Below are 17,863 nucleotides of genomic sequence, written 5' to 3'. Positions count from 1 at the left end.
TAATAGTAGAAATAAGCTTGCAGAAAGGTGGTTCCATATGACTGAAAATACAAACAGCTCAGCAAATTTTATTAAACATATTGTAAAAGAAGATTTAGCGAAAGGGACCCATCAAGAAATCGTGACTCGATTTCCTCCTGAACCTAACGGCTATTTACATATTGGCCATGCCAAATCAATCGTATTAAATTTTGAATTGGCTCATGAGTTTAAGGGGAAGGTTAACCTTCGTTTTGACGACACAAATCCATCAAAAGAAGATCAGGAATTTGTTGATTCAATTAAAGCAGATATTGAATGGCTAGGATACGAGTGGGACGGCCTACATTTCGCTTCGAATTACTTCGATGAAATGTATCGTCAGGCAGTCTTACTTATTAAGAAAGGTCTCGCTTATGTGGAAGACTTATCTCAAGAAGACATCAGAGCATACAGAGGAACATTAACAGAACCTGGAAAAGAGAGCGAATCTAGAAGCCGTTCCGAGCAAGAAAATCTCGATCTGTTTGAAAAAATGAAAAATGGCGACTTTGCAGATGGTGAAAAAGTTCTTCGTGCAAAAATAAATATGAGCTCACCTAATATTAATATGCGTGATCCTGTTATTTATCGTATTTCTCATGCAACTCACCATAACACAGGCGATACGTGGTGTATTTATCCAATGTACTCGTTTGCTCATCCGTTAGAGGATGCGATTGAAGGCGTAACGCATTCGATTTGTACACTAGAGTTTCAAGATCAACGTCCACTTTATGATTGGGTAGTTGAACAATGTGACATTGAAACAACTCCGAAACAGATTGAATTTGCTCGGTTAAGCTTAACCAATACGGTTTTGAGTAAGCGAAAGTTGAAGCAACTTGTTGATGAAAATCATGTCGATGGTTGGGATGATCCACGGATGCCAACGATTTCTGGACTTCGCCGTCGCGGATTTACTCCTGATTCAATTAAAGTGTTTTGTCGTGAAATCGGTGTTTCAAAAGCGGATAATCTTGTTGACGTAAGAATGCTAGAACATTTTCTTCGTGAAGACCTGAAGTTAAAGGCACCGAGAACGATGGCAGTGTTGCATCCAATTAAAGTTGTCATTACTAACTATCCAGAAGGTCAAGTGGAATGGCTAGATGCAGATGTTAATCCAGAAAACTCAGAAATGGGCACGCGTAAAATAGCCTTTTCCCGTGAAATTTATCTTGAACAAAGTGACTTTATGGAAGACCCACCGAAAAAATACTTTCGATTATTTCCTGGGAATGAAGTACGTTTGAAACATGCGTATTTCATTAAATGTAACGAGGTTATTAAAGATGACGATGGGAATGTGATCGAACTTCGTTGTACGTATGATCCAGAAACGAAGAGTGGTAGTGGTTTTACTGGGCGTAAAGTGAAAGGCACACTTCATTTTGTAGAAGCAACACAAGCTGTTGAAGCTGAATTTCGCCTATATAATTCTCTCATCGAGGATGATCGTGAAGGAAATGATTTTCTCGATTTTGTTAACTCTGACTCGCTTGAAGTTGCGAAGGGGTTTGTCGAGCCAAACATGGCGGACGCAAAGCTAGAAGATAAGTTTCAGTTTTTCCGACATGGCTATTTCAACGTCGACTCAAAGCACTCGACAAAAGATTTACTCGTATTTAACAGAGTTGTTGAACTTAAAAGTTCTTTTAAGTTATAAAATCTATGCAAGAAAAAAACACGCCAGTTGCTTCAAAGCAACTGGCGTGTTTTTTCGTCGTTATTTCGGGAAGTTGAACCCTTTTCCGTGGCAAGCGAGTTGTGGTATCAAAAATCAACACTATTCTTTACTGTCATCGGGAAATAAAGGAAATAATGCACTTTATTAGGAACATTTGTAGAAGCTATTTACTTTATCTAGTAATCCTAATAATGTTAAAAGAAATTAGGAGAGGGTGATAGTTTATGAGGATGGGAAGTTACATAGTATTCAGTATTGCTATGTTAGTATTAGTTATTCTAGCTGTCGTAGGCGTAGCATCTGCAGCAAGTGATTTGGAGACGAATAAGGTACCGCATGAACATTCAAAGAATGTAGAAACTGTAACTAGAGAGGAAGAATACGAAAAAGAAATCACAGACCCGTATATTAAAACAGCCTTGGACCCAATCTCTAAATGGACGAAAGAAGTACAATTCGGGTTAATAATCTCGTTAGCAGAGCCTGAAATAAGGCTTAGCGGATAGTAAGCTAAGAAACAGTTCTACTTTTGAAAGTCTTTTATTGCGCGGGTGATAGCTTCACTGTAATCATCTGAAATAAAATGAATGCCGTAAATAAAACGGTCATGGCTTTTGTTTGTCCAAACAATGTAACCAATTGGTTCAATTAGATGACCGGCAATATCTACTTCAAAGGTGATTTCAACTTCGTTGTCTTTTGGTAGCTCAAGATTTGTATCTAATCGAAGGCCGCCATGACTAATGTTCTGAATAACCCCTTTGCCACGAGAAGATTGAAAATTTTTCCCGCGAATCCGACTGATGTAGAAACTCGTATCTAGTGGGAGAGCAAACTCAAATCTAAACGGATCTTTACGGTTAAATCTTCTCATGATATGTCACCTCATCATTAGCGATAGATTGATGTAAGTATAAGTTAAGTTTATTTCTTGTCTATTCAGTCACGTTTTTGCGTTTGAAACTCCCTTGAGATTTGTTCAAGAAGCTCGGGATTTGTTGCAATATTATATCCGGTCAGAGCAAGAGCTTTTGCACCGAGGATCATTCCTTGAAATCCTTCGTTACTTAATGCGGCTTCTCTAAATTCATGTGTGTGGGCGCTGATCGGCTGACAAGATATTTGAATAAATGGGTGAATCGCAGGGCAACGATGACTAACATTCCCCATATCTAATGAACCTGTACCATCCTCGTGCTCTAGGATATCACCTTCATCGATGCCTAGTTCTATTAATTGCTTCGTAAAGGTATCGGACAAAGAGGAATTAGTGATCATTTCGTCGTAAGAATACTCATAGTTAGAAACCTCTACCCGAGCACCTGTAGCTAGAGACGCACCTTTCGCACATTGCATCACTTTATCTGTGACCTCATTTAGCAAAGCCCTTGTTTTTGCGCGAACATAAAATTGAGCAACGGCATAGTCTGGAACAATATTTGCTGCTTGACCTCCTTCGGTAATAATGCCGTGAATCCGGACATCGGACGATACATGCTGGCGCAAAGCATTGGTGCCATTGAATGTTTGAATCACTGCGTCCAAAGCGTTGATACCTTGCTCTGGTGAAGCGGCGGCATGCGTGCTCTTACCATAAAAGGCAAATTGAATCGCATCCATTGCAAGCGAACTACCACTTTTTACATAGTGTGAAGCAGGATGAGCCATCATGGCAACATCTAACTCGTCAAACCAGCCTTCTTTCGCCATCGTTACTTTGGCGCCTTTGGTTTCTTCAGCTGGTGTACCATAAACATAAATTTTGCCACCTGTCTCATGCAATATGTTTGCTAAACCAATAGCAGCAGCGATCCCTTGCGTTCCAATTAAATTATGACCACATGCATGTCCAAGATCTGGTAATGCATCGTATTCGCACATAAATCCAATCTGTGCACCCGGTTTACCCGAATCGTACACCGCTTGAAATGCGGTTGGCTGACCGACAATCCCAGTAACGACAGTAAATTGGTACTTAGCCAATGTTTCAGAGAGAATACGGGAAGCATTTTCCTCCTCATTTCCCAGCTCAGGATTATTCCCAATGTACTGACTAATCTCGTAGAGTGTATCGCGCAACGAGTCAATCGTTTCTGTGATTTGTTGTTTCAACATCAGAACTTCCCCTTTATTAATAGATTAATAGTTTAACCTTAAAATGATGAAGTTAAACCCCATCATTTATATTTGAAAAAAATTTGCTGCTAAAGAGTTACTTAAAAGGTTTCATCTATCTGAAGAGATTCTAGAGGTTCATCGGCAGGACCTTCTATAACTGAACCATCATAGCTAAACCTTGAACCGTGACACGGGCAATCCCATGTCAGTTCTCCATTGTTCCACTCTACCTCACAGCCCATATGCTTACAAGTCGTATCAACAACATGAAGCTTTCCTTGCTCGTCACGATAAGCCCCTGCCTTGCTCCCATCTTTTGAAACAACCGCAGCTTCACCGATTTCGAATTCTTCTAATTTTTTCTGAGATGGTTCGAGCTTGTCAACGACAAAGTGCTTTGCTACATCCATATTGTGTCGCAAAAATTCTTTCATGCTCGGGTCAATCAGAAACCGATTTGGTTCAAATAAGTACATATCGTCCGTTTCCTTCCCAAGCACATAGTCACGCATAATCATTGCCGCTCCAGTTCCACTTGTCATGCCCCATTTTCTGAATCCGGTAGCTACAAATGAATTCGGATAAGCATCGGTTAAGATACCAATGTACGGAATATGGTCGAGTGTATAGATATCTTGCGCAGACCAACGGTACGGAAACGATGTTGATGCAAAGATATCCGTTGCAAACGACTCCAAGGCTTCATAATGGTGCATCGTCGGTTCACCTTGCCCTACCTTGTGGCCATCCCCAGCAACGAGTAGATGGGGTTTGCCATTAATTGTCGCTGTACGAACCGATCTAGTTGGCGTATCGACGCTCAAATACATCCCTTCAATCCTCTTGCTTTCCGCTGCTACGATATAAGACCGTTCAACATACACTCTTGAAAAAAAGTAATTATCTCCATCGTAAAATGGAAAGTGAGAACATGATAAAACGTACCGTGCAGTTATGTTGTGACCATCGCGTGTTTGAATAATTGGAGTTTGTCCCTCACTCATATTAACTACAGGTGTCTCTTCATAAACTTTTCCCCCAAGTTTTTTAAACTCGGCTAATAAAAATGACAAGTAGTGAAGTGGATGAAATTGTGCTTGATTTTTCATTGCAAGTGCAGAATCAATCTCCAAATCAAAGGGGACTTTATTTAAGGTTTCATGAGGAATGTTTAACTTTTCGTAAGCCCTTTTTTCCTTATTTAACTTTCTTGCGGATTTTTTTGATATCGCATAAAGAATGGCGTCATGTTTTTCTAAATCACAGTCAAGTTCATTGTCACGGATGATCTTCTCAATGAATTCTCTTGCTCGTTCATTGAAATCAAAATATTGTCGAGCGCTTTTTTCCCCAATATGGTTAATGAGTTCATCGTATATCAACCCATGTTGTGAGGTGATTTTTGCCGTAGTATGACCGGTCGTTCCCTGGAAAACACGATCTGCTTCTAACAATGCGACGTCGTATCCTTCTTTAGCGAGTAAATAAGCGGTAGTGATCCCTGTAATACCCCCACCAACAATAGCGACGTCTGTTTCGATGTTCTCTTTTAAGGGGACAAAGTCGTCAAACTTAGTCGAAGCAATCCAATAGGATGATGGAACTTTAGGCAAACGTGAAGAGTGATTTTCTGGCAAACTCATACTATCCCTACTTTCTTCTTGGTACATTTCACTTGTTCTATAGGGTATGCGAATGTAAGTTATTTATTCATATTTTGATGTTTTCCGACAGCTACATCTCATATTTAGCGTTAAATCGTTAATAATCGATTCAAGTAAGGAGAAAGATTTGTTTAAAAGCAGGATTTAGCAGATGTAAAAGTAAATACTAGAAAGAGGAACCAAATCTATTTATCGATAGGCCTGGATTTGAAGTAGCGAAGTTGGGTAGGCCTTACAAGGAGGAAGCAAAATGGATATGAAGGGATCTACGTTTGTCGTGGCCGGAGGAGCTTCGGGACTCGGTGAAGCAACCGTTCGTTTGCTTGTTCACTATGGTGCATTAGTGATCATTCTTGATCAAAATGAACTAAGAGGACGGTCTGTACAAGAAGATATAGGCTCGCGTGTTTGTTTTGAAAAAGCAGATATCAAATCTGAATATCAAGTGAGGAAGAGTTTGGAACGAGGGCTTGATCGATACGGAGATATCCATGGAGTTATAAATACAGCTGGTATTTTTCACACAGAAAAAATTTTAAAAAAACAAGGCACACACAGTTTGGATGTTTTCTCTGAAATCATCCAGGTTAACTTGATTGGAAGTTTTAATTTAACCAGATTGGCAGCAGAGATTATGCAAGATAATAAACCGAACGATGAAGGGGAAAAAGGGGTTATCATTAATACGGCATCTGTCAGTGCTTTTGAAGGACCATCTGGTCAGCCGGCTTTCAGTGCTGCATCAGGTGGGATTGTTTCCATGACTCTTCCATTAGCAAGAGAACTAGCGACCTATGGCATTCGGGTAATGACGATTGCACCTGGAGTGTTTCATACACCCATGCTTGAATCTCTCCCGAAACAAAGCCGTGATGAACTAGAACAACACGCACAATTTCCAAACAGAACGGGCGCTCCCGATGAATACGCACTTTTAGTTAAATCAATCATATCCAACCCGATGCTAAATGGAGAAACGATTCGACTTGATGGAGGACTACGCCTACCAGCCGAGTAATCATTGAAAAACAGAGATATTTATCCAGTAAATATGCTAAAAAAATATTTGCTCGAAAATTGTTTCATTGAGGACAACATAAGGGAATAAGAAAAAAGTAGCAAAAAAATTCAGAAAATTGTATTCTAAAATAAGGGGGGCTTTTTATGCTGAAAAACTATCAAACTTCTGCATTCTATGATGAAATGATGAGCAGAGACACAATTGCTAGACCTCATTATGAAAAGTTCCACCATATTTTACAAACATTCACAACAGATGAACTCTATGAAAAGCATGAGATGGCGCAACAAAGTTTTTTGCGTCAAGGTATTACATTTACGGTATACCACGAAGAGGGTGGGACTGAGAGAACGATGCCCTTTGATTTCGTTCCAATCATCATTCCTAACGACCAATGGAAAGAGATTGAGATAGGATTAAAACAGAGGGTAAAAGCACTTAATTTATTTTTAGAAGATGTATACAATGAAGCTGAAATATTAAAAGACGGCGTTATTCCGCGTGAATTTGTCGAAGATAACCCATACTTTTATGCGAAACAAGCATCAGGACTTCAATTAGCAAACGATAATCATATTTTTTTGGCAGGAATTGATTTGATTCGAGATCAAGAGGGAGTTTACAGGGTACTTGAAGACAATCTAAGAAATCCCTCGGGAATGTCTTATGTCTTTCAGAATCGTTTTGTGATGAGAAAAGTGTTCCCGGAGTTTTTCTTTAAACATTCGATAAAAACGTTAGAACATCAAACGTCTTATCTTAACCAAACATTACTTAGTCATGTGCCAAATAATTGCATTAATCCGACTAACCCAGTTGCCGTTTTATTAACAGCTGGAATATTTAATTCAGCATACTATGACCACTTGTTTCTAGCTCAGCAAATGGGAATTGAACTTGTCGAAGGTCCTGACTTACTTGTTAAAGAAGACGTTGTATATATGAAAACAATTCGAGGCTTGAGCAGAGTCGACATTATTTACCGTCGAATCGATGATGATTATCTAGATCCTCTTGAGTTCATGGAAGAATCAGTTATAGGTGTTCCAGGGCTGATGAATGCAAATCGAAAAGGGAATGTGGCAATTCTGAATGGAGTAGGAAATGGCGTGGCGGATGACAAGGCAATCTATGCATTCGTTCCAGATATGATTCGATACTATTTAGATGAAGAACCATTGATTCCTAATGTAGATACGTATTTTTTAAGAGACCGTAAAGTAAGAGAAGACGTTTTGGCTCGTTTGGATGAACTCGTCGTGAAAAATGTCGGTGCATCAGGTGGATACGATATGTTGATTGGCCCACAAGCTTCAAAAGAAGATATTGAGAGATTTAAAGAAAAAATAGAAGAATCACCTGAACAATATATTGCGCAACCGACGATACAATTATCACGCGCTCCTGCATTTCAAGATAACCGCTTCTACCCATGTCATGTTGATTTAAGAGTATATGTGATGAATGGAGAATCAACGTATGTTTTACCAGGTGGGTTATCAAGAGTGGCGTTAAAAGAAGGATCACTCGTTGTGAACTCATCGCAAGGTGGCGGCGGAAAAGATACTTGGGTACTTCAAGAGGAGGAAAAGGGACATGTTAAGTAGAGTAGCTGAAGGTGTTTATTGGATGGCTCGGAACATGGAACGAGCGGAAAATAATGCCCGCGTATTAGAGGCCCGTCTCATACATGCCCTAGAAGTGTCAAATAGCGAAGCAGTGGCAGATACAGATTGGGAATCGGTAGTGGAAATCTGTTCGTCTTATGAAGAGTATAGCGAAGTATATGATGATCTCCTTCCTGAAACGGTTGCTCATTTCGTCTCATTTGATAAAGCGAATATTAATTCGATAGTTAATTGCATAGAATATGCCCGTAACAACGCTCGGTCGGTTCGAGAAATCATTCCTCAAGAACTTTGGGAAATTTTAAATGATGCGTATTTAACTATTAATAATCAAAACTACTCGTATTGGTCGATGAAAAAGATTTATGCTTTTCTGCAGTCAATAAAGACTCTCTCTTTTACTGTTCAAGGAGCAATTGAGTCTTCTATGCTTCGAGAAGAAGCATATACTTTCTTGAAAATTGGGAAATGGCTAGAAAGAGCGGAAAAAACGGCGAGAATCCTAAATGTCGTGTGCGAAATTACAAAAGGGGAAGACGAAGCAATTCAAGAGGATCATTACTATTATTGGCTTAGTGCACTACAATTTGTAAACGGGCATGATGCATATTTAAAAAAATATCCACCCACGATGGAATCGAGAAAAGTTCTCCATTTTCTTATTTCGTATCACCAATTTCCGCGTTCCATCGAGTATTGTATCGACCATGTAAGAGAAGCGGTCAAAGAATTAGAAGGAGGCAAGGTGTCACATTACTCAGAGGACCTATTTGATACACTTGACTATATGAGTAATGAATTTACAAAGATTAAATTTCAACAGATGTCTTCCGAGGAAATCGGACCGTTTTTAGATAGATTTCAAAATGACTGCAATCGAATCGGATATGTTTTCTCGAAAACATATTACTTGGTTTGAAAATAGCAAATTGGAGTCACGAAGAGGTGAAGAAACTTGAAATATCAAATTGATCATACTAATGTTTTTCAATATGAAACTCTTGTTGACCAGAGTTTAAATCATATTCGCCTCAAACCGAGGACGGATGAGTGCCAACGGTTACTATCGTATCGACCTGAAATCACTCCGGTAACGTTGACGAAGGAACATGTTGATTTATGGGGAAACCATGTCGAAACTTTTTTCATTGCCGAACGGCATCAAGAGCTAATTGTGAAAACAAGTTCCGTCGTTAGTATCCAGAAGAGTCCGTTTATTCGCATGGTACAGTTTTCACCAGAAATGGAAAAGATCTTTAACTCAGATTTGTTCCATCAACATTACTTAGCGGCATTAAGTGAAACGAATTACACGATGTTATATAAAAACCAAATTGAAGAAGTAAATCGAATCATTCCACAGTCAAGTAATCCTGTTGAATATGCAATAAATGTCATGGATTATGTGTATAGAACGTTCACTTATGATGGTGAAGCAACAGAAGTATTTACGAAAGCACATGAAGCCTTTGATTTGAAGCGCGGGGTTTGTCAAGATTTAACCCATATCATGCTTGGTATATTAAGATCGAAGGGTCTTCCGGCGCGTTATGTAAGTGGATATTTATATGTGGAAGATGACTCCGCTTTAGTTGGTGATTCAGCAACCCATGCTTGGGTAGAAGTGATGATTCCTGGCATCGGGTGGGTAGGCTTAGACCCGACGAACAATATTGAAGCGCTAGAACAACATATTCGCATTGGCATAGGTCGAGATTACCAAGACATGAGTCCACTCCAAGGAATATATCGCGGAGGAAAACACACACTTGATGTGAAAGTAAAAGTACAGTTATTGGAACAAAATTAAATTAGCAGCAAGGTAATGTAATTGGGTGAACTAGTGCGTCGGAAAAATGGTCAGAAGCCTTTTTGGGGCTTCTGATCAGTATAAAAGCTTCCAATGTTTAAATAGTATGACGATCAATTCTGTAAGCGTATTTATATTTGAGTATCTTGTCAAAGACACCGCCGATAAAACGTGTTAAAATATACGCATACATTATCACAATAGTGTGAATAGGAATAATCATTTAAGTTATTTAGATTGAACGAGGTGCGTTATGTCGATGGGAACTCTAGAAAATTTAACTCCTTTTATGACCTTTTCCAAAGAAGAGTGGGCAAATCTCCGCCAATCTTCTCCAATGGAAGTAACACCAGAAGAAATAGAACGACTCAAAGGGGTTAATGATGTCATCAATATGCAGGAAGTAGCAGATATTTATTTGCCATTAACCCGCCTAATTAGTCTCCATGCAAATGCCTCACAGGAATTGTACCGAAACAGATCGATATTTTTGCGCAAACAGGAAAAGAAAGTTCCTTTTATCATAGGAATAGCTGGAAGTGTCGCTGTAGGAAAAAGTACGATTGCTAGAGTGCTGCACACACTTCTTTCGAGATGGGACAATCATCCGACGGTTGATTTAGTGACGACAGATGGCTTTCTTTACCCAAATGCAGAGCTTGAGAAGCGGGGAATCATGAACAAAAAAGGGTTCCCGGAAAGTTATAATGTCCATGAGTTGTTACAATTTTTATCGAAACTGAAGTCTGGACAGCCAAAGGTAGAAGCGCCCGTCTATTCACATCTTACATACGACGTTCTGCCAGGAGAAAAACAAGTAGTTAGTCAATCAGATATTGTCATCATTGAAGGAATAAATGTTCTCCAACCTCCAAAGAGAACCAGTAATGATTACGGAGATCAAGTGAATGTTTCTGACTACTTTGATTTTTCGATTTATGTCGATGCAGCAGAAGAAAATATTCTTCACTGGTACGTTGAACGGTTTAAAACATTAAGGGAAACGGCTTTTAAAAACCCAGCATCATATTTCACAAAGTACGCTGAACTAAATGATCAAGAAGCCTATCATACTGCGAGTGACATTTGGGAGCGGATCAACCGAAGAAATTTACATGAAAATATTCTCCCAACACGGCACCGAGCTGACTTAATTCTAAAAAAAGGTCCTCACCATCTCGTCAGTGAAATTAAGATGAGAAAGGTATAGAGACCAGCGTTGATTAAAACACCCGCCAATTTTACAACAATCGGCAGGTGTTTTTGTATTTCGAGTCTTTTAGCTGGTCAATATCTTTGCCATGGGTGCTTTTATGCTTAAAACTTAGAGACGTTTGCACAAGAATAGAAGTTTTTTGCTGAAATTGAGTACTCCTTTGCACAAAAATAGAGGTTAAATGCTGAAATTAGCTTTTGTTAAAGAAAAAAAGCTAGAATGTTTGAATAAGTACATCATATAAACAAACAAGGAGAAAGAGATGAATATTTAGTTACATTGCGACCCATGTTTGGTCCTGATTTGTTATAATAAGACAAACCTTTAAATATAGAGGAGGTTGAAATGTTTACATCCTGTTCACCTTTAGGTGACTGTGCCGTTCGTTTCACGTTTGGAGAAAAATTAACAGCAAAGACAAACGACCTTGTGATGAAGGCTATTCAGCAAATAAAGTTAGCTAATCTTCCATACATTACTGAAATGGTCCCCGGGTATGTTACGCTTACTGTTTACTATATACCAAGTTTTTCTCCACCTTTTGATACTGTGATCCAAGAATTAAAAAATAAAATGGAACATATCGGAGAAGGAAATATACAAGAGTTAAAATCGAGACAAGTTACTTTGCCTGTGTATTATGGCGGAGAACAAGGTCCTGATTTGAATGATGTAGCAAGCTATCATCAAATAAATGAACAAGAACTAATTGAAAGACATGTTGCATCGCGTTATCGCGTCTATATGATTGGTTTTGCACCTGGGTTTCCTTATTTAGGAGGTTTAAATGAAACTATTGCTACGCCAAGACGGAAAACTCCGAGAAAACAAGTTTCAGCAGGTTCTGTTGGAATCGCAGGGCCGCAAACTGGAGTTTACTCTGTCAATTCTCCAGGAGGGTGGCAAATTATTGGTCATACGCCTGTAAAGCTATTTGACGAAAAGAAGCAGCAACCGACACTTCTAAAAACAGGTGACCACGTGACGTTTAAATCTGTCTCAAAAAAAGAGTATGACGAGATTTTTCAAGCATGTAAAAGAGGAATTTATCAACCACATATCGAGTGAAGACGTAGATAGGGGAGGGAACTTATGACAGCAATTACGGTCGATTTAAACAGCGATATCGGCGAGAGCTTCGGCCTTTATCAAATGGGACAAGATGAAGAGGTGCTTAAATTCATTTCTTCAGCAAATATTGCCTGTGGATATCATGCAGGAGATCATAATGTCATGAACAAAACCGTTAAGCTAGCAGTAGAAAGAGGCGTTGCGATTGGTGCCCATCCGGGACTACCTGATCTTGCTGGTTTTGGCAGACGTTTTATCGATGTCACACCTGATGACGTGTATAATATGGTTATCTATCAAGTCAGTGGGTTACAAGGGTTTGTTCAAATTCATGGTGATTCGCTTCACCACGTGAAACCCCATGGTGCCCTTTTCCATATGGCTACGAAGGATCCTATTATCGCCAAGGCGGTTGCTACAGCCGTTTATGATTGTGATCCTTCACTCATTCTTTATGGATTAACTGGAAGTGAGTTGGTTCTCGCTGGAAAAAATAAAGGGCTTCGAGTAGCCGAAGAAGTATTTGCTGATCGTACGTATCAACCCGATGGAAGGTTGACACCACGCTCAGACCCTCATGCGATTATCGATGACAGAGATGAAGCGATGTCAAGGGTGTTGCGCATGGTTACGCAAGGGATGGTTACGGCAGTTGATGGGACGGACATTCCGATCAAAGCGGACACAATCTGCGTTCATGGAGATGAGTCTCAAGCTCTCGAATTTGTAAAAGGACTACGGCAATTATTTATCGAACATACTATATCTGTGAAAGCTGTGAGCCATTGATGAAACCAATCTTGAAAATAGAAGAGCCAGGATTACATACAACAATTCAAGACTCAGGGCGATTCGGTTTCCAGAAAGACGGAATTGTCCCAGCAGGCCCTATGGACCCTTATGCCTTTCGGATGGGAAACATGCTCGTTGGGAACTCTTGGGATGAAGCGTCGATTGAGATGACGATGGTAGGCCCAAGCGTATTGTTTCTTGAAGATAGTGTAATAGCCATTACGGGAGCAAACTTATCCCCTACTGTGAATGAGGAAAAAATTCCAATGTGGGGCAGTTTTCACGTGAAAAAAGGGCAGGAATTGCGTTTTGGTAAACCGAAATACGGTGCAAGAGCTTACTTATCAATTGCCGGAGGCATTCAAACTGAGAAAGTACTCCATAGTCGATCCACTTACACGAAAGCGAAACTCGGGGGATTAAGGGGAGAGGCATTGGATACTGGAGATGAATTACCAGGGTTTGTATTTTCAGAAGAGGTGTTGGTGAATCGTAAAGGAAAATTAATCGCAGAGAATTTGCGTCCGTTTTACCAAGCTCACCACAAGGTTCGTGTGATTCCTGATGAGCAGGAGGTCTATTTTACAAAAGAAGCGATTGAGACATTTTATTCGACCCCATATAAAGTAACGCCTCAATCTGACCGTATGGGATATCGTATCCAAGGAAAGAAGCTTGATCACCGAGATTCAGCAGAAATATTATCGGATGCGGTCGCATTTGGGTCGATTCAGGTTCCGAGTGATGGTGATCCAATTGTTTTGATGGCGGATCGACAAACAACTGGTGGGTACCCTAAAATTGGGACAATCATCTCGCATGATCTCTGGAAAGTAGCCCAGCTTTTGCCGGGACAAACATTATCATTTCAAAGAAGCACCGTTGAAGAAGGCCATCGCTGGCTTGAATATGAAAATAATCTCTTCAAAAGACTAAACATGGCTGTACAACAAAAATAATGAAAGGATGATTTATAATGAGTAAGAAACCAATCCAAACAAATGAGGCACCATCCGCAATTGGACCATATTCTCAAGCAGTACAAATAGGAGATATCGTCTATACATCTGGTCAGATCGGGCTGGATCCCGAGACTGGCGAAATGGTGGAAGGTTTAGAAAATCAGGCGCATCGTGTTATGAAAAATGCCAAAGCGGTTCTTGCGGCTGCAGGTTGTGACATGAATGATGCCGTCAAAACGATGATTTTCATGCAGAACATGGATGATTTTGTGAAGGTAAATGAAATTTACGCTTCTTATTTCGAGGAACCATATCCAGCGAGGAGCGCGGTCGAAGTGGCACGCATGCCCAAAGGTGCATTGGTCGAAGTTGAAGTAATAGCAAAAAAGAAGTAACAATAGTGGCTGCATCTACTCTTTGATTTGGGTAGGTGCCTTTTTGTGTTTGGGGCGAGTGGGTGCACTTGAGCAGGTAGCTGGTCAGAGGAGGAAAGAAACTGCCCAAGTAAGAAGCACTTGAGCATTAAGCATGGCTACCTGTTACGCAGAAAAAAATCCCCCTACGCCGGCTAACGACCGAAGCAGAGAGATGAAATACTAAAAAATGATATGGGCGACAAGGACAATAATCGGTAATGTAATCAATGTTCGCTCAATGAAAATAATAACTAAATCAAAGAAATTAATTGGTATTTTTGAACCTAACAAAACTCCACCGACTTCAGATAAGAAAATCAGCTGCGAAACAGATAAACAAGCAATGATAAACCGTGTCATCTCGCTCTCAATTCCACTTGCAAACAGAGCTGGAAGGAACATATCGGCAAATCCAACGATGATCGTCTCCGATGCCGCGGCAGCCTCTGGAACTTGCATCAGTTCAAGGAGTGGGACGAAGGGCATTCCAAGCCAAGTGAAAACAGGCGTGGTTTCTGCAACGATAACAGCAATCGTACCAAATGCCATTACGACTGGAGCGACCCCGAGCCACATATCAAGGACATTCTTTCCACCATCTTTAAAGAACTTTCCTACATTTGTGTTTTGGTCAGCACGCTGTTTTGCTTTTTCAAACCCGAATTTCACCAAACCGAATGATTGCTTTGAGTAAGACTCAGGTAACGTTTCATCCAGCTGATTAGTTTGTCCATTAGCGTAATCGTCGGACTTACGTGAGAGTGGTGGAATGCGCGGCATAATCAAAGCTGCGATAACACCTGCAAGGATAACAGTTGCATAAAATGGAAGAAACATATGCTCTAAGTCTAAGTATTCAATGATAACGAGTGAGAATGTAATCGACACCACTGAAAAAGTCGTACCGATAACAGCAGCTTCTCGTTTTGAATAAAATCCTTCTTCATATTGCTTATTCGTTAAGATAACTCCAATTGTTCCATCGCCGAGCCACGATGTTAATGAATCGACCGATGAACGACCTGGTAACGTGAATACAGGACGCATCAATTTAACAAGTAAACTACCAAAAAACTCAAGTAATCCAAAATTCAACAATAGTGGCAAGAACAATCCTGCAAATAAGAAAATCGCAAATAATAATGGCAATAAATCACCTAAAAGAAGTCCGCCCGTATCAGCTGAATGAACGGCTTCAGGACCTAATTCGAACAAGGTCATCACAGCAAGAATCACTGCGACAAACCTTACAATGAACCAAAATGGTGATACATCAAACAGATTTCGCAGAAATAGTTTCTTATCCATAAAGTGTGGACGAAATCCTTTATGAATAAGCGAACCTAGAAAACTAAGGATGATGATAGCAGTCATAATAGCAGGGAGTACTTCAATGAGCATTCCTTCCAAGGCACCGGATAGTAACGCAACTGGAATAGTAAAGCCTTCTTCAGTCGGAACGGGAGTCATAAATAAGCCAACTCCAATGATAGAAGGGATTAAAAACTTCCAAGTGGCTGTTGGAGATAATTGATTTGTATGATCAGACATAATATTCACCTCATATAATATTTATAGTATTATAATTAAAAACATTCATTAGTTACTATTTTATCGATGGTTAAGATTGTAACCATAGTCATGTTAGTAAGAGAAGAATGATTTATCATTATTCAACAAAAATAATTTTAATTCATATCAGTGAATAAATCAATAGTTAATTTGAATATTTATTCTAAAAAAACGATTTTTCTTGTTGCTAGAATAGTTCTGTTAATTAGCGACGGTGTTATTGAAGAGGAACTGTATAAATTGGAAAGGTAAGGGTTTTGACTTTGGAATTCTTCAACTCTTGTTCATGATCTTTGGGAAAATAAAGAGATTTCCATTGCATAAATCATTGTATAAATACAATGATTTCCAATTAGTTATAAATTTTTATCTACTCAAATTCTTTTAAATATAAAACCGATCAGGTATACCTAATCGGTTTTAATAGGAGAAGGTGCGATCATTACTTAAACAGCCCATTCCCCGTTTTTGAAAACAGGTTCTTTCGTTCCGTCTTTGAGTTCGCCTTCGATATTCATTTCGCCTGACCCTATCATAAAGTCTACGTGTGTAATACTTGTGTTTAAACCAACTTCTTTTAACTGTTCTGAGGACATTTGTGCACCATCTTTTACACATGTAGAATAGGCACTTCCAAGTGCAATGTGATTGGATGCGTTCTCGTCGTATAACGTGTTATAGAAAAGAATTCCTGATTGAGAAATAGGTGAACCGTGTGGGACAAGAGCTACTTCGCCGAGACGGCTAGCTCCATCATCTGTAGCTAGCAAATGTTTCAGTGTTTCTTCGCCTTCTTCTGCTTTGAAATCAACAACCTTACCATCTTTGAATGTCAACGTGAAGTTGTCAATCGTATTTCCACCAAAGTTCAATGGTTTCGTATTTGAAACGGTACCGTTAACCCCGTCCGCTTTCGGTGCAGTAAAAACTTCTTCTGTTGGCATATTAGCAATAAAGTGAACGCCATCTTGACTTGGACCACCGCCGCCTAGCCAAATATGGTTTTCAGGAAGTTCAATTTCAAGGTCCGTTCCTGGTGCGGTATAATGAAGTTTTTTATAGCCTTTATTTGTTAAATATTCAGCTTTAGTTTGTAAATTTTGATCGTGTTTTTTCCACTCAGCAATCGGGTCATCTGTGTTAATTCGAACAGCTTCAAACATCGCTTCCCAAAGCTTTTCTTCTTGTTCTTCTTCTTTAACATCAGGGAATACTTTGGCGGCCCAAGCTTTTGCTGGAGCTGAAATAACGAGCCAACTGACTTTATCTGATTGAATATATCCGCGGAATTTATCCATTGCTTGCCCTTGCGCTTTATTAGCAGCAGCGATTTTTTCACTGTCCACGCCTTTAAGAAGGTCTGGATCCGTCGCCTTGATCGTCATAAAAGCGGCACCATCTTCAGCCATGGCTTCAAATCCTTTTGCTTTCCATTGAGGAAATTGCTTGAAAGAATCAAGGGGGGCCATGTCATAACGAATACGGTTTAAGTCGTCGTCGTTCCATTCAACATGAACATTTTTTGCTCCAGCTTCATAAGCTTTTCTAGCAATGGTGCGAGTGAAGTCTGCCGAACTGATCGGGGAATTAATAACGAGAGTTTGCCCCTTTTGAATGTTGACACCAACTTTTACGGCGAGTTCTGCATATTTATCAATTTTCTGTTCTAATCCTTGCATAGTCATCTCCCTTTCAATTCAAATGTCCTCCTTATTTTAACAGTTTTATTTGAGTTTTGAAACTTCGAGGGGCGAAATTTCTTTAGGGGAGTGGGTTTCGGCATTTAGTACCCCATGAGAGCTGGGATGTGGAGAGAAGGGTAACAAGAGGAAGTATCTTGTTACCCATGAGAGCTTGGATCAAGAAGGAAAGGTAACAAGAGGAA

The 17,863-nt window shown here is 39.7% G+C and carries 16 protein-coding genes; 11 read left to right on the top strand and 5 right to left on the bottom strand.

What is annotated here, in order from left to right; all coding sequences use genetic code 11:
- The first annotated feature begins 37 nt into the window (after positions 1 to 37).
- The gene (locus ACM26V_RS16715) at positions 38 to 1,687 is read left to right on the top strand and encodes a glutamine--tRNA ligase/YqeY domain fusion protein (RefSeq protein ID WP_416147872.1); all 1,650 of its coding nucleotides are present in this window, start codon (positions 38 to 40) and stop codon (positions 1,685 to 1,687) included.
- Positions 1,688 to 1,932: 245 nt separating this feature from the next.
- Complete coding sequence (locus tag ACM26V_RS16710; RefSeq protein WP_416147871.1) at positions 1,933 to 2,214, top strand: hypothetical protein; 282 nt, start codon at positions 1,933 to 1,935, stop codon at positions 2,212 to 2,214.
- 17 nt (positions 2,215 to 2,231) lie between these two features.
- On the opposite strand, the gene ACM26V_RS16705 is transcribed toward ACM26V_RS16710, so the two are convergent.
- The 3 genes from ACM26V_RS16705 to ACM26V_RS16695 all read right to left on the bottom strand — a co-directional run bounded on the left by ACM26V_RS16705 (position 2,232) and on the right by ACM26V_RS16695 (position 5,469).
- On the bottom strand, positions 2,232 to 2,582 hold the full coding sequence (locus tag ACM26V_RS16705; protein ID WP_416147870.1) for a PilZ domain-containing protein: 351 nt from the start codon (positions 2,580 to 2,582) through the stop codon (positions 2,232 to 2,234).
- Between the two features lie 65 nt (positions 2,583 to 2,647).
- Positions 2,648 to 3,820, bottom strand: a complete 1,173-nt coding sequence (locus ACM26V_RS16700) for a M20 family metallopeptidase (RefSeq protein WP_416151901.1) — start codon at positions 3,818 to 3,820, stop codon at positions 2,648 to 2,650.
- A 104-nt stretch (positions 3,821 to 3,924) separates the two neighbouring features.
- Positions 3,925 to 5,469 carry an FAD-dependent oxidoreductase gene (locus ACM26V_RS16695; RefSeq protein WP_416147869.1) on the bottom strand — a complete coding sequence of 515 codons (1,545 nt, stop codon included), beginning with the start codon at positions 5,467 to 5,469 and terminating at the stop codon, positions 3,925 to 3,927.
- Positions 5,470 to 5,740: 271 nt separating this feature from the next.
- Between ACM26V_RS16695 and ACM26V_RS16690 the strand changes: the two genes are divergently transcribed.
- From ACM26V_RS16690 to ACM26V_RS16650, 9 genes are all read left to right on the top strand, one after another.
- Positions 5,741 to 6,508, top strand: coding sequence for an SDR family NAD(P)-dependent oxidoreductase (locus ACM26V_RS16690; RefSeq protein WP_416147868.1), 768 nt, complete (start codon positions 5,741 to 5,743; stop codon positions 6,506 to 6,508).
- 146 nt (positions 6,509 to 6,654) lie between these two features.
- Positions 6,655 to 8,118, top strand: coding sequence for a circularly permuted type 2 ATP-grasp protein (locus ACM26V_RS16685; RefSeq protein WP_416147867.1), 1,464 nt, complete (start codon positions 6,655 to 6,657; stop codon positions 8,116 to 8,118).
- Positions 8,108 to 9,058 carry an alpha-E domain-containing protein gene (locus tag ACM26V_RS16680; protein ID WP_416147866.1) on the top strand — a complete coding sequence of 317 codons (951 nt, stop codon included), beginning with the start codon at positions 8,108 to 8,110 and terminating at the stop codon, positions 9,056 to 9,058. The genes ACM26V_RS16685 and ACM26V_RS16680 overlap by 11 nt, the downstream gene beginning before the upstream one ends.
- A 36-nt stretch (positions 9,059 to 9,094) precedes the next feature.
- The gene (locus tag ACM26V_RS16675) at positions 9,095 to 9,949 is read left to right on the top strand and encodes a transglutaminase family protein (protein WP_416147865.1); all 855 of its coding nucleotides are present in this window, start codon (positions 9,095 to 9,097) and stop codon (positions 9,947 to 9,949) included.
- 253 nt (positions 9,950 to 10,202) lie between these two features.
- On the top strand, positions 10,203 to 11,159 hold the full coding sequence (gene coaA, locus ACM26V_RS16670; RefSeq protein WP_416147864.1) for a type I pantothenate kinase: 957 nt from the start codon (positions 10,203 to 10,205) through the stop codon (positions 11,157 to 11,159).
- Between the two features lie 351 nt (positions 11,160 to 11,510).
- Complete coding sequence (gene pxpB, locus ACM26V_RS16665; protein ID WP_416147863.1) at positions 11,511 to 12,233, top strand: 5-oxoprolinase subunit PxpB; 723 nt, start codon at positions 11,511 to 11,513, stop codon at positions 12,231 to 12,233.
- Positions 12,234 to 12,257: 24 nt separating this feature from the next.
- Positions 12,258 to 13,025: a LamB/YcsF family protein gene (locus ACM26V_RS16660; protein WP_416147862.1), complete on the top strand. Its 768-nt coding sequence runs from the start codon at positions 12,258 to 12,260 to the stop codon at positions 13,023 to 13,025.
- Positions 13,025 to 13,987 (top strand): biotin-dependent carboxyltransferase family protein, encoded by a 963-nt coding sequence (locus tag ACM26V_RS16655; protein WP_416147861.1) that lies wholly within the window; start codon positions 13,025 to 13,027, stop codon positions 13,985 to 13,987. Before ACM26V_RS16660 ends, ACM26V_RS16655 begins: the two co-directional genes overlap by 1 nt.
- A 17-nt stretch (positions 13,988 to 14,004) precedes the next feature.
- On the top strand, positions 14,005 to 14,385 hold the full coding sequence (locus tag ACM26V_RS16650; RefSeq protein WP_416147860.1) for a RidA family protein: 381 nt from the start codon (positions 14,005 to 14,007) through the stop codon (positions 14,383 to 14,385).
- Positions 14,386 to 14,586: 201 nt separating this feature from the next.
- On the opposite strand, the gene ACM26V_RS16645 is transcribed toward ACM26V_RS16650, so the two are convergent.
- Together ACM26V_RS16645 and ACM26V_RS16640 are read right to left on the bottom strand one after the other, a co-directional pair.
- A complete protein-coding gene (locus ACM26V_RS16645; protein WP_416147859.1) occupies positions 14,587 to 15,957 on the bottom strand; it encodes a YjiH family protein in 1,371 nt (456 codons plus the stop codon).
- A gap of 467 nt (positions 15,958 to 16,424) precedes the next feature.
- Positions 16,425 to 17,657: an aminopeptidase gene (locus ACM26V_RS16640; RefSeq protein ID WP_416147858.1), complete on the bottom strand. Its 1,233-nt coding sequence runs from the start codon at positions 17,655 to 17,657 to the stop codon at positions 16,425 to 16,427.
- Positions 17,658 to 17,863: the final 206 nt, after the last annotated feature.

Origin of the sequence: Salipaludibacillus sp. HK11 (assembly GCF_047795645.1) — a bacterium.
In the GTDB taxonomy this organism is placed as follows: Bacteria; Bacillota; Bacilli; order Bacillales; family Salisediminibacteriaceae; genus Salipaludibacillus.
Note: the sequence above shows the minus strand (reverse complement) of the source record. Positions and strands in the feature narration are given on the sequence as shown.

What these genes read in the sequence shown, in the direction of transcription:
- ACM26V_RS16715 (WP_416147872.1), top strand. Translation starts at nt 38, where the DNA reads ATGACTGAAAATACAAACAGCTCAGCAAATTTTATTAAACATATTGTA.
- ACM26V_RS16710 (WP_416147871.1), top strand. Translation starts at nt 1,933, where the DNA reads ATGAGGATGGGAAGTTACATAGTATTCAGTATTGCTATGTTAGTATTA.
- ACM26V_RS16705 (WP_416147870.1), bottom strand. Translation starts at nt 2,582, where the DNA reads ATGAGAAGATTTAACCGTAAAGATCCGTTTAGATTTGAGTTTGCTCTC.
- ACM26V_RS16695 (WP_416147869.1), bottom strand. Translation starts at nt 5,469, where the DNA reads ATGAGTTTGCCAGAAAATCACTCTTCACGTTTGCCTAAAGTTCCATCA.
- ACM26V_RS16690 (WP_416147868.1), top strand. Translation starts at nt 5,741, where the DNA reads ATGGATATGAAGGGATCTACGTTTGTCGTGGCCGGAGGAGCTTCGGGA.
- ACM26V_RS16685 (WP_416147867.1), top strand. Translation starts at nt 6,655, where the DNA reads ATGCTGAAAAACTATCAAACTTCTGCATTCTATGATGAAATGATGAGC.
- ACM26V_RS16680 (WP_416147866.1), top strand. Translation starts at nt 8,108, where the DNA reads ATGTTAAGTAGAGTAGCTGAAGGTGTTTATTGGATGGCTCGGAACATG.
- coaA (WP_416147864.1), top strand. Translation starts at nt 10,203, where the DNA reads ATGTCGATGGGAACTCTAGAAAATTTAACTCCTTTTATGACCTTTTCC.
- pxpB (WP_416147863.1), top strand. Translation starts at nt 11,511, where the DNA reads ATGTTTACATCCTGTTCACCTTTAGGTGACTGTGCCGTTCGTTTCACG.
- ACM26V_RS16660 (WP_416147862.1), top strand. Translation starts at nt 12,258, where the DNA reads ATGACAGCAATTACGGTCGATTTAAACAGCGATATCGGCGAGAGCTTC.
- ACM26V_RS16655 (WP_416147861.1), top strand. Translation starts at nt 13,025, where the DNA reads ATGAAACCAATCTTGAAAATAGAAGAGCCAGGATTACATACAACAATT.
- ACM26V_RS16650 (WP_416147860.1), top strand. Translation starts at nt 14,005, where the DNA reads ATGAGTAAGAAACCAATCCAAACAAATGAGGCACCATCCGCAATTGGA.
- ACM26V_RS16645 (WP_416147859.1), bottom strand. Translation starts at nt 15,957, where the DNA reads ATGTCTGATCATACAAATCAATTATCTCCAACAGCCACTTGGAAGTTT.
- ACM26V_RS16640 (WP_416147858.1), bottom strand. Translation starts at nt 17,657, where the DNA reads ATGCAAGGATTAGAACAGAAAATTGATAAATATGCAGAACTCGCCGTA.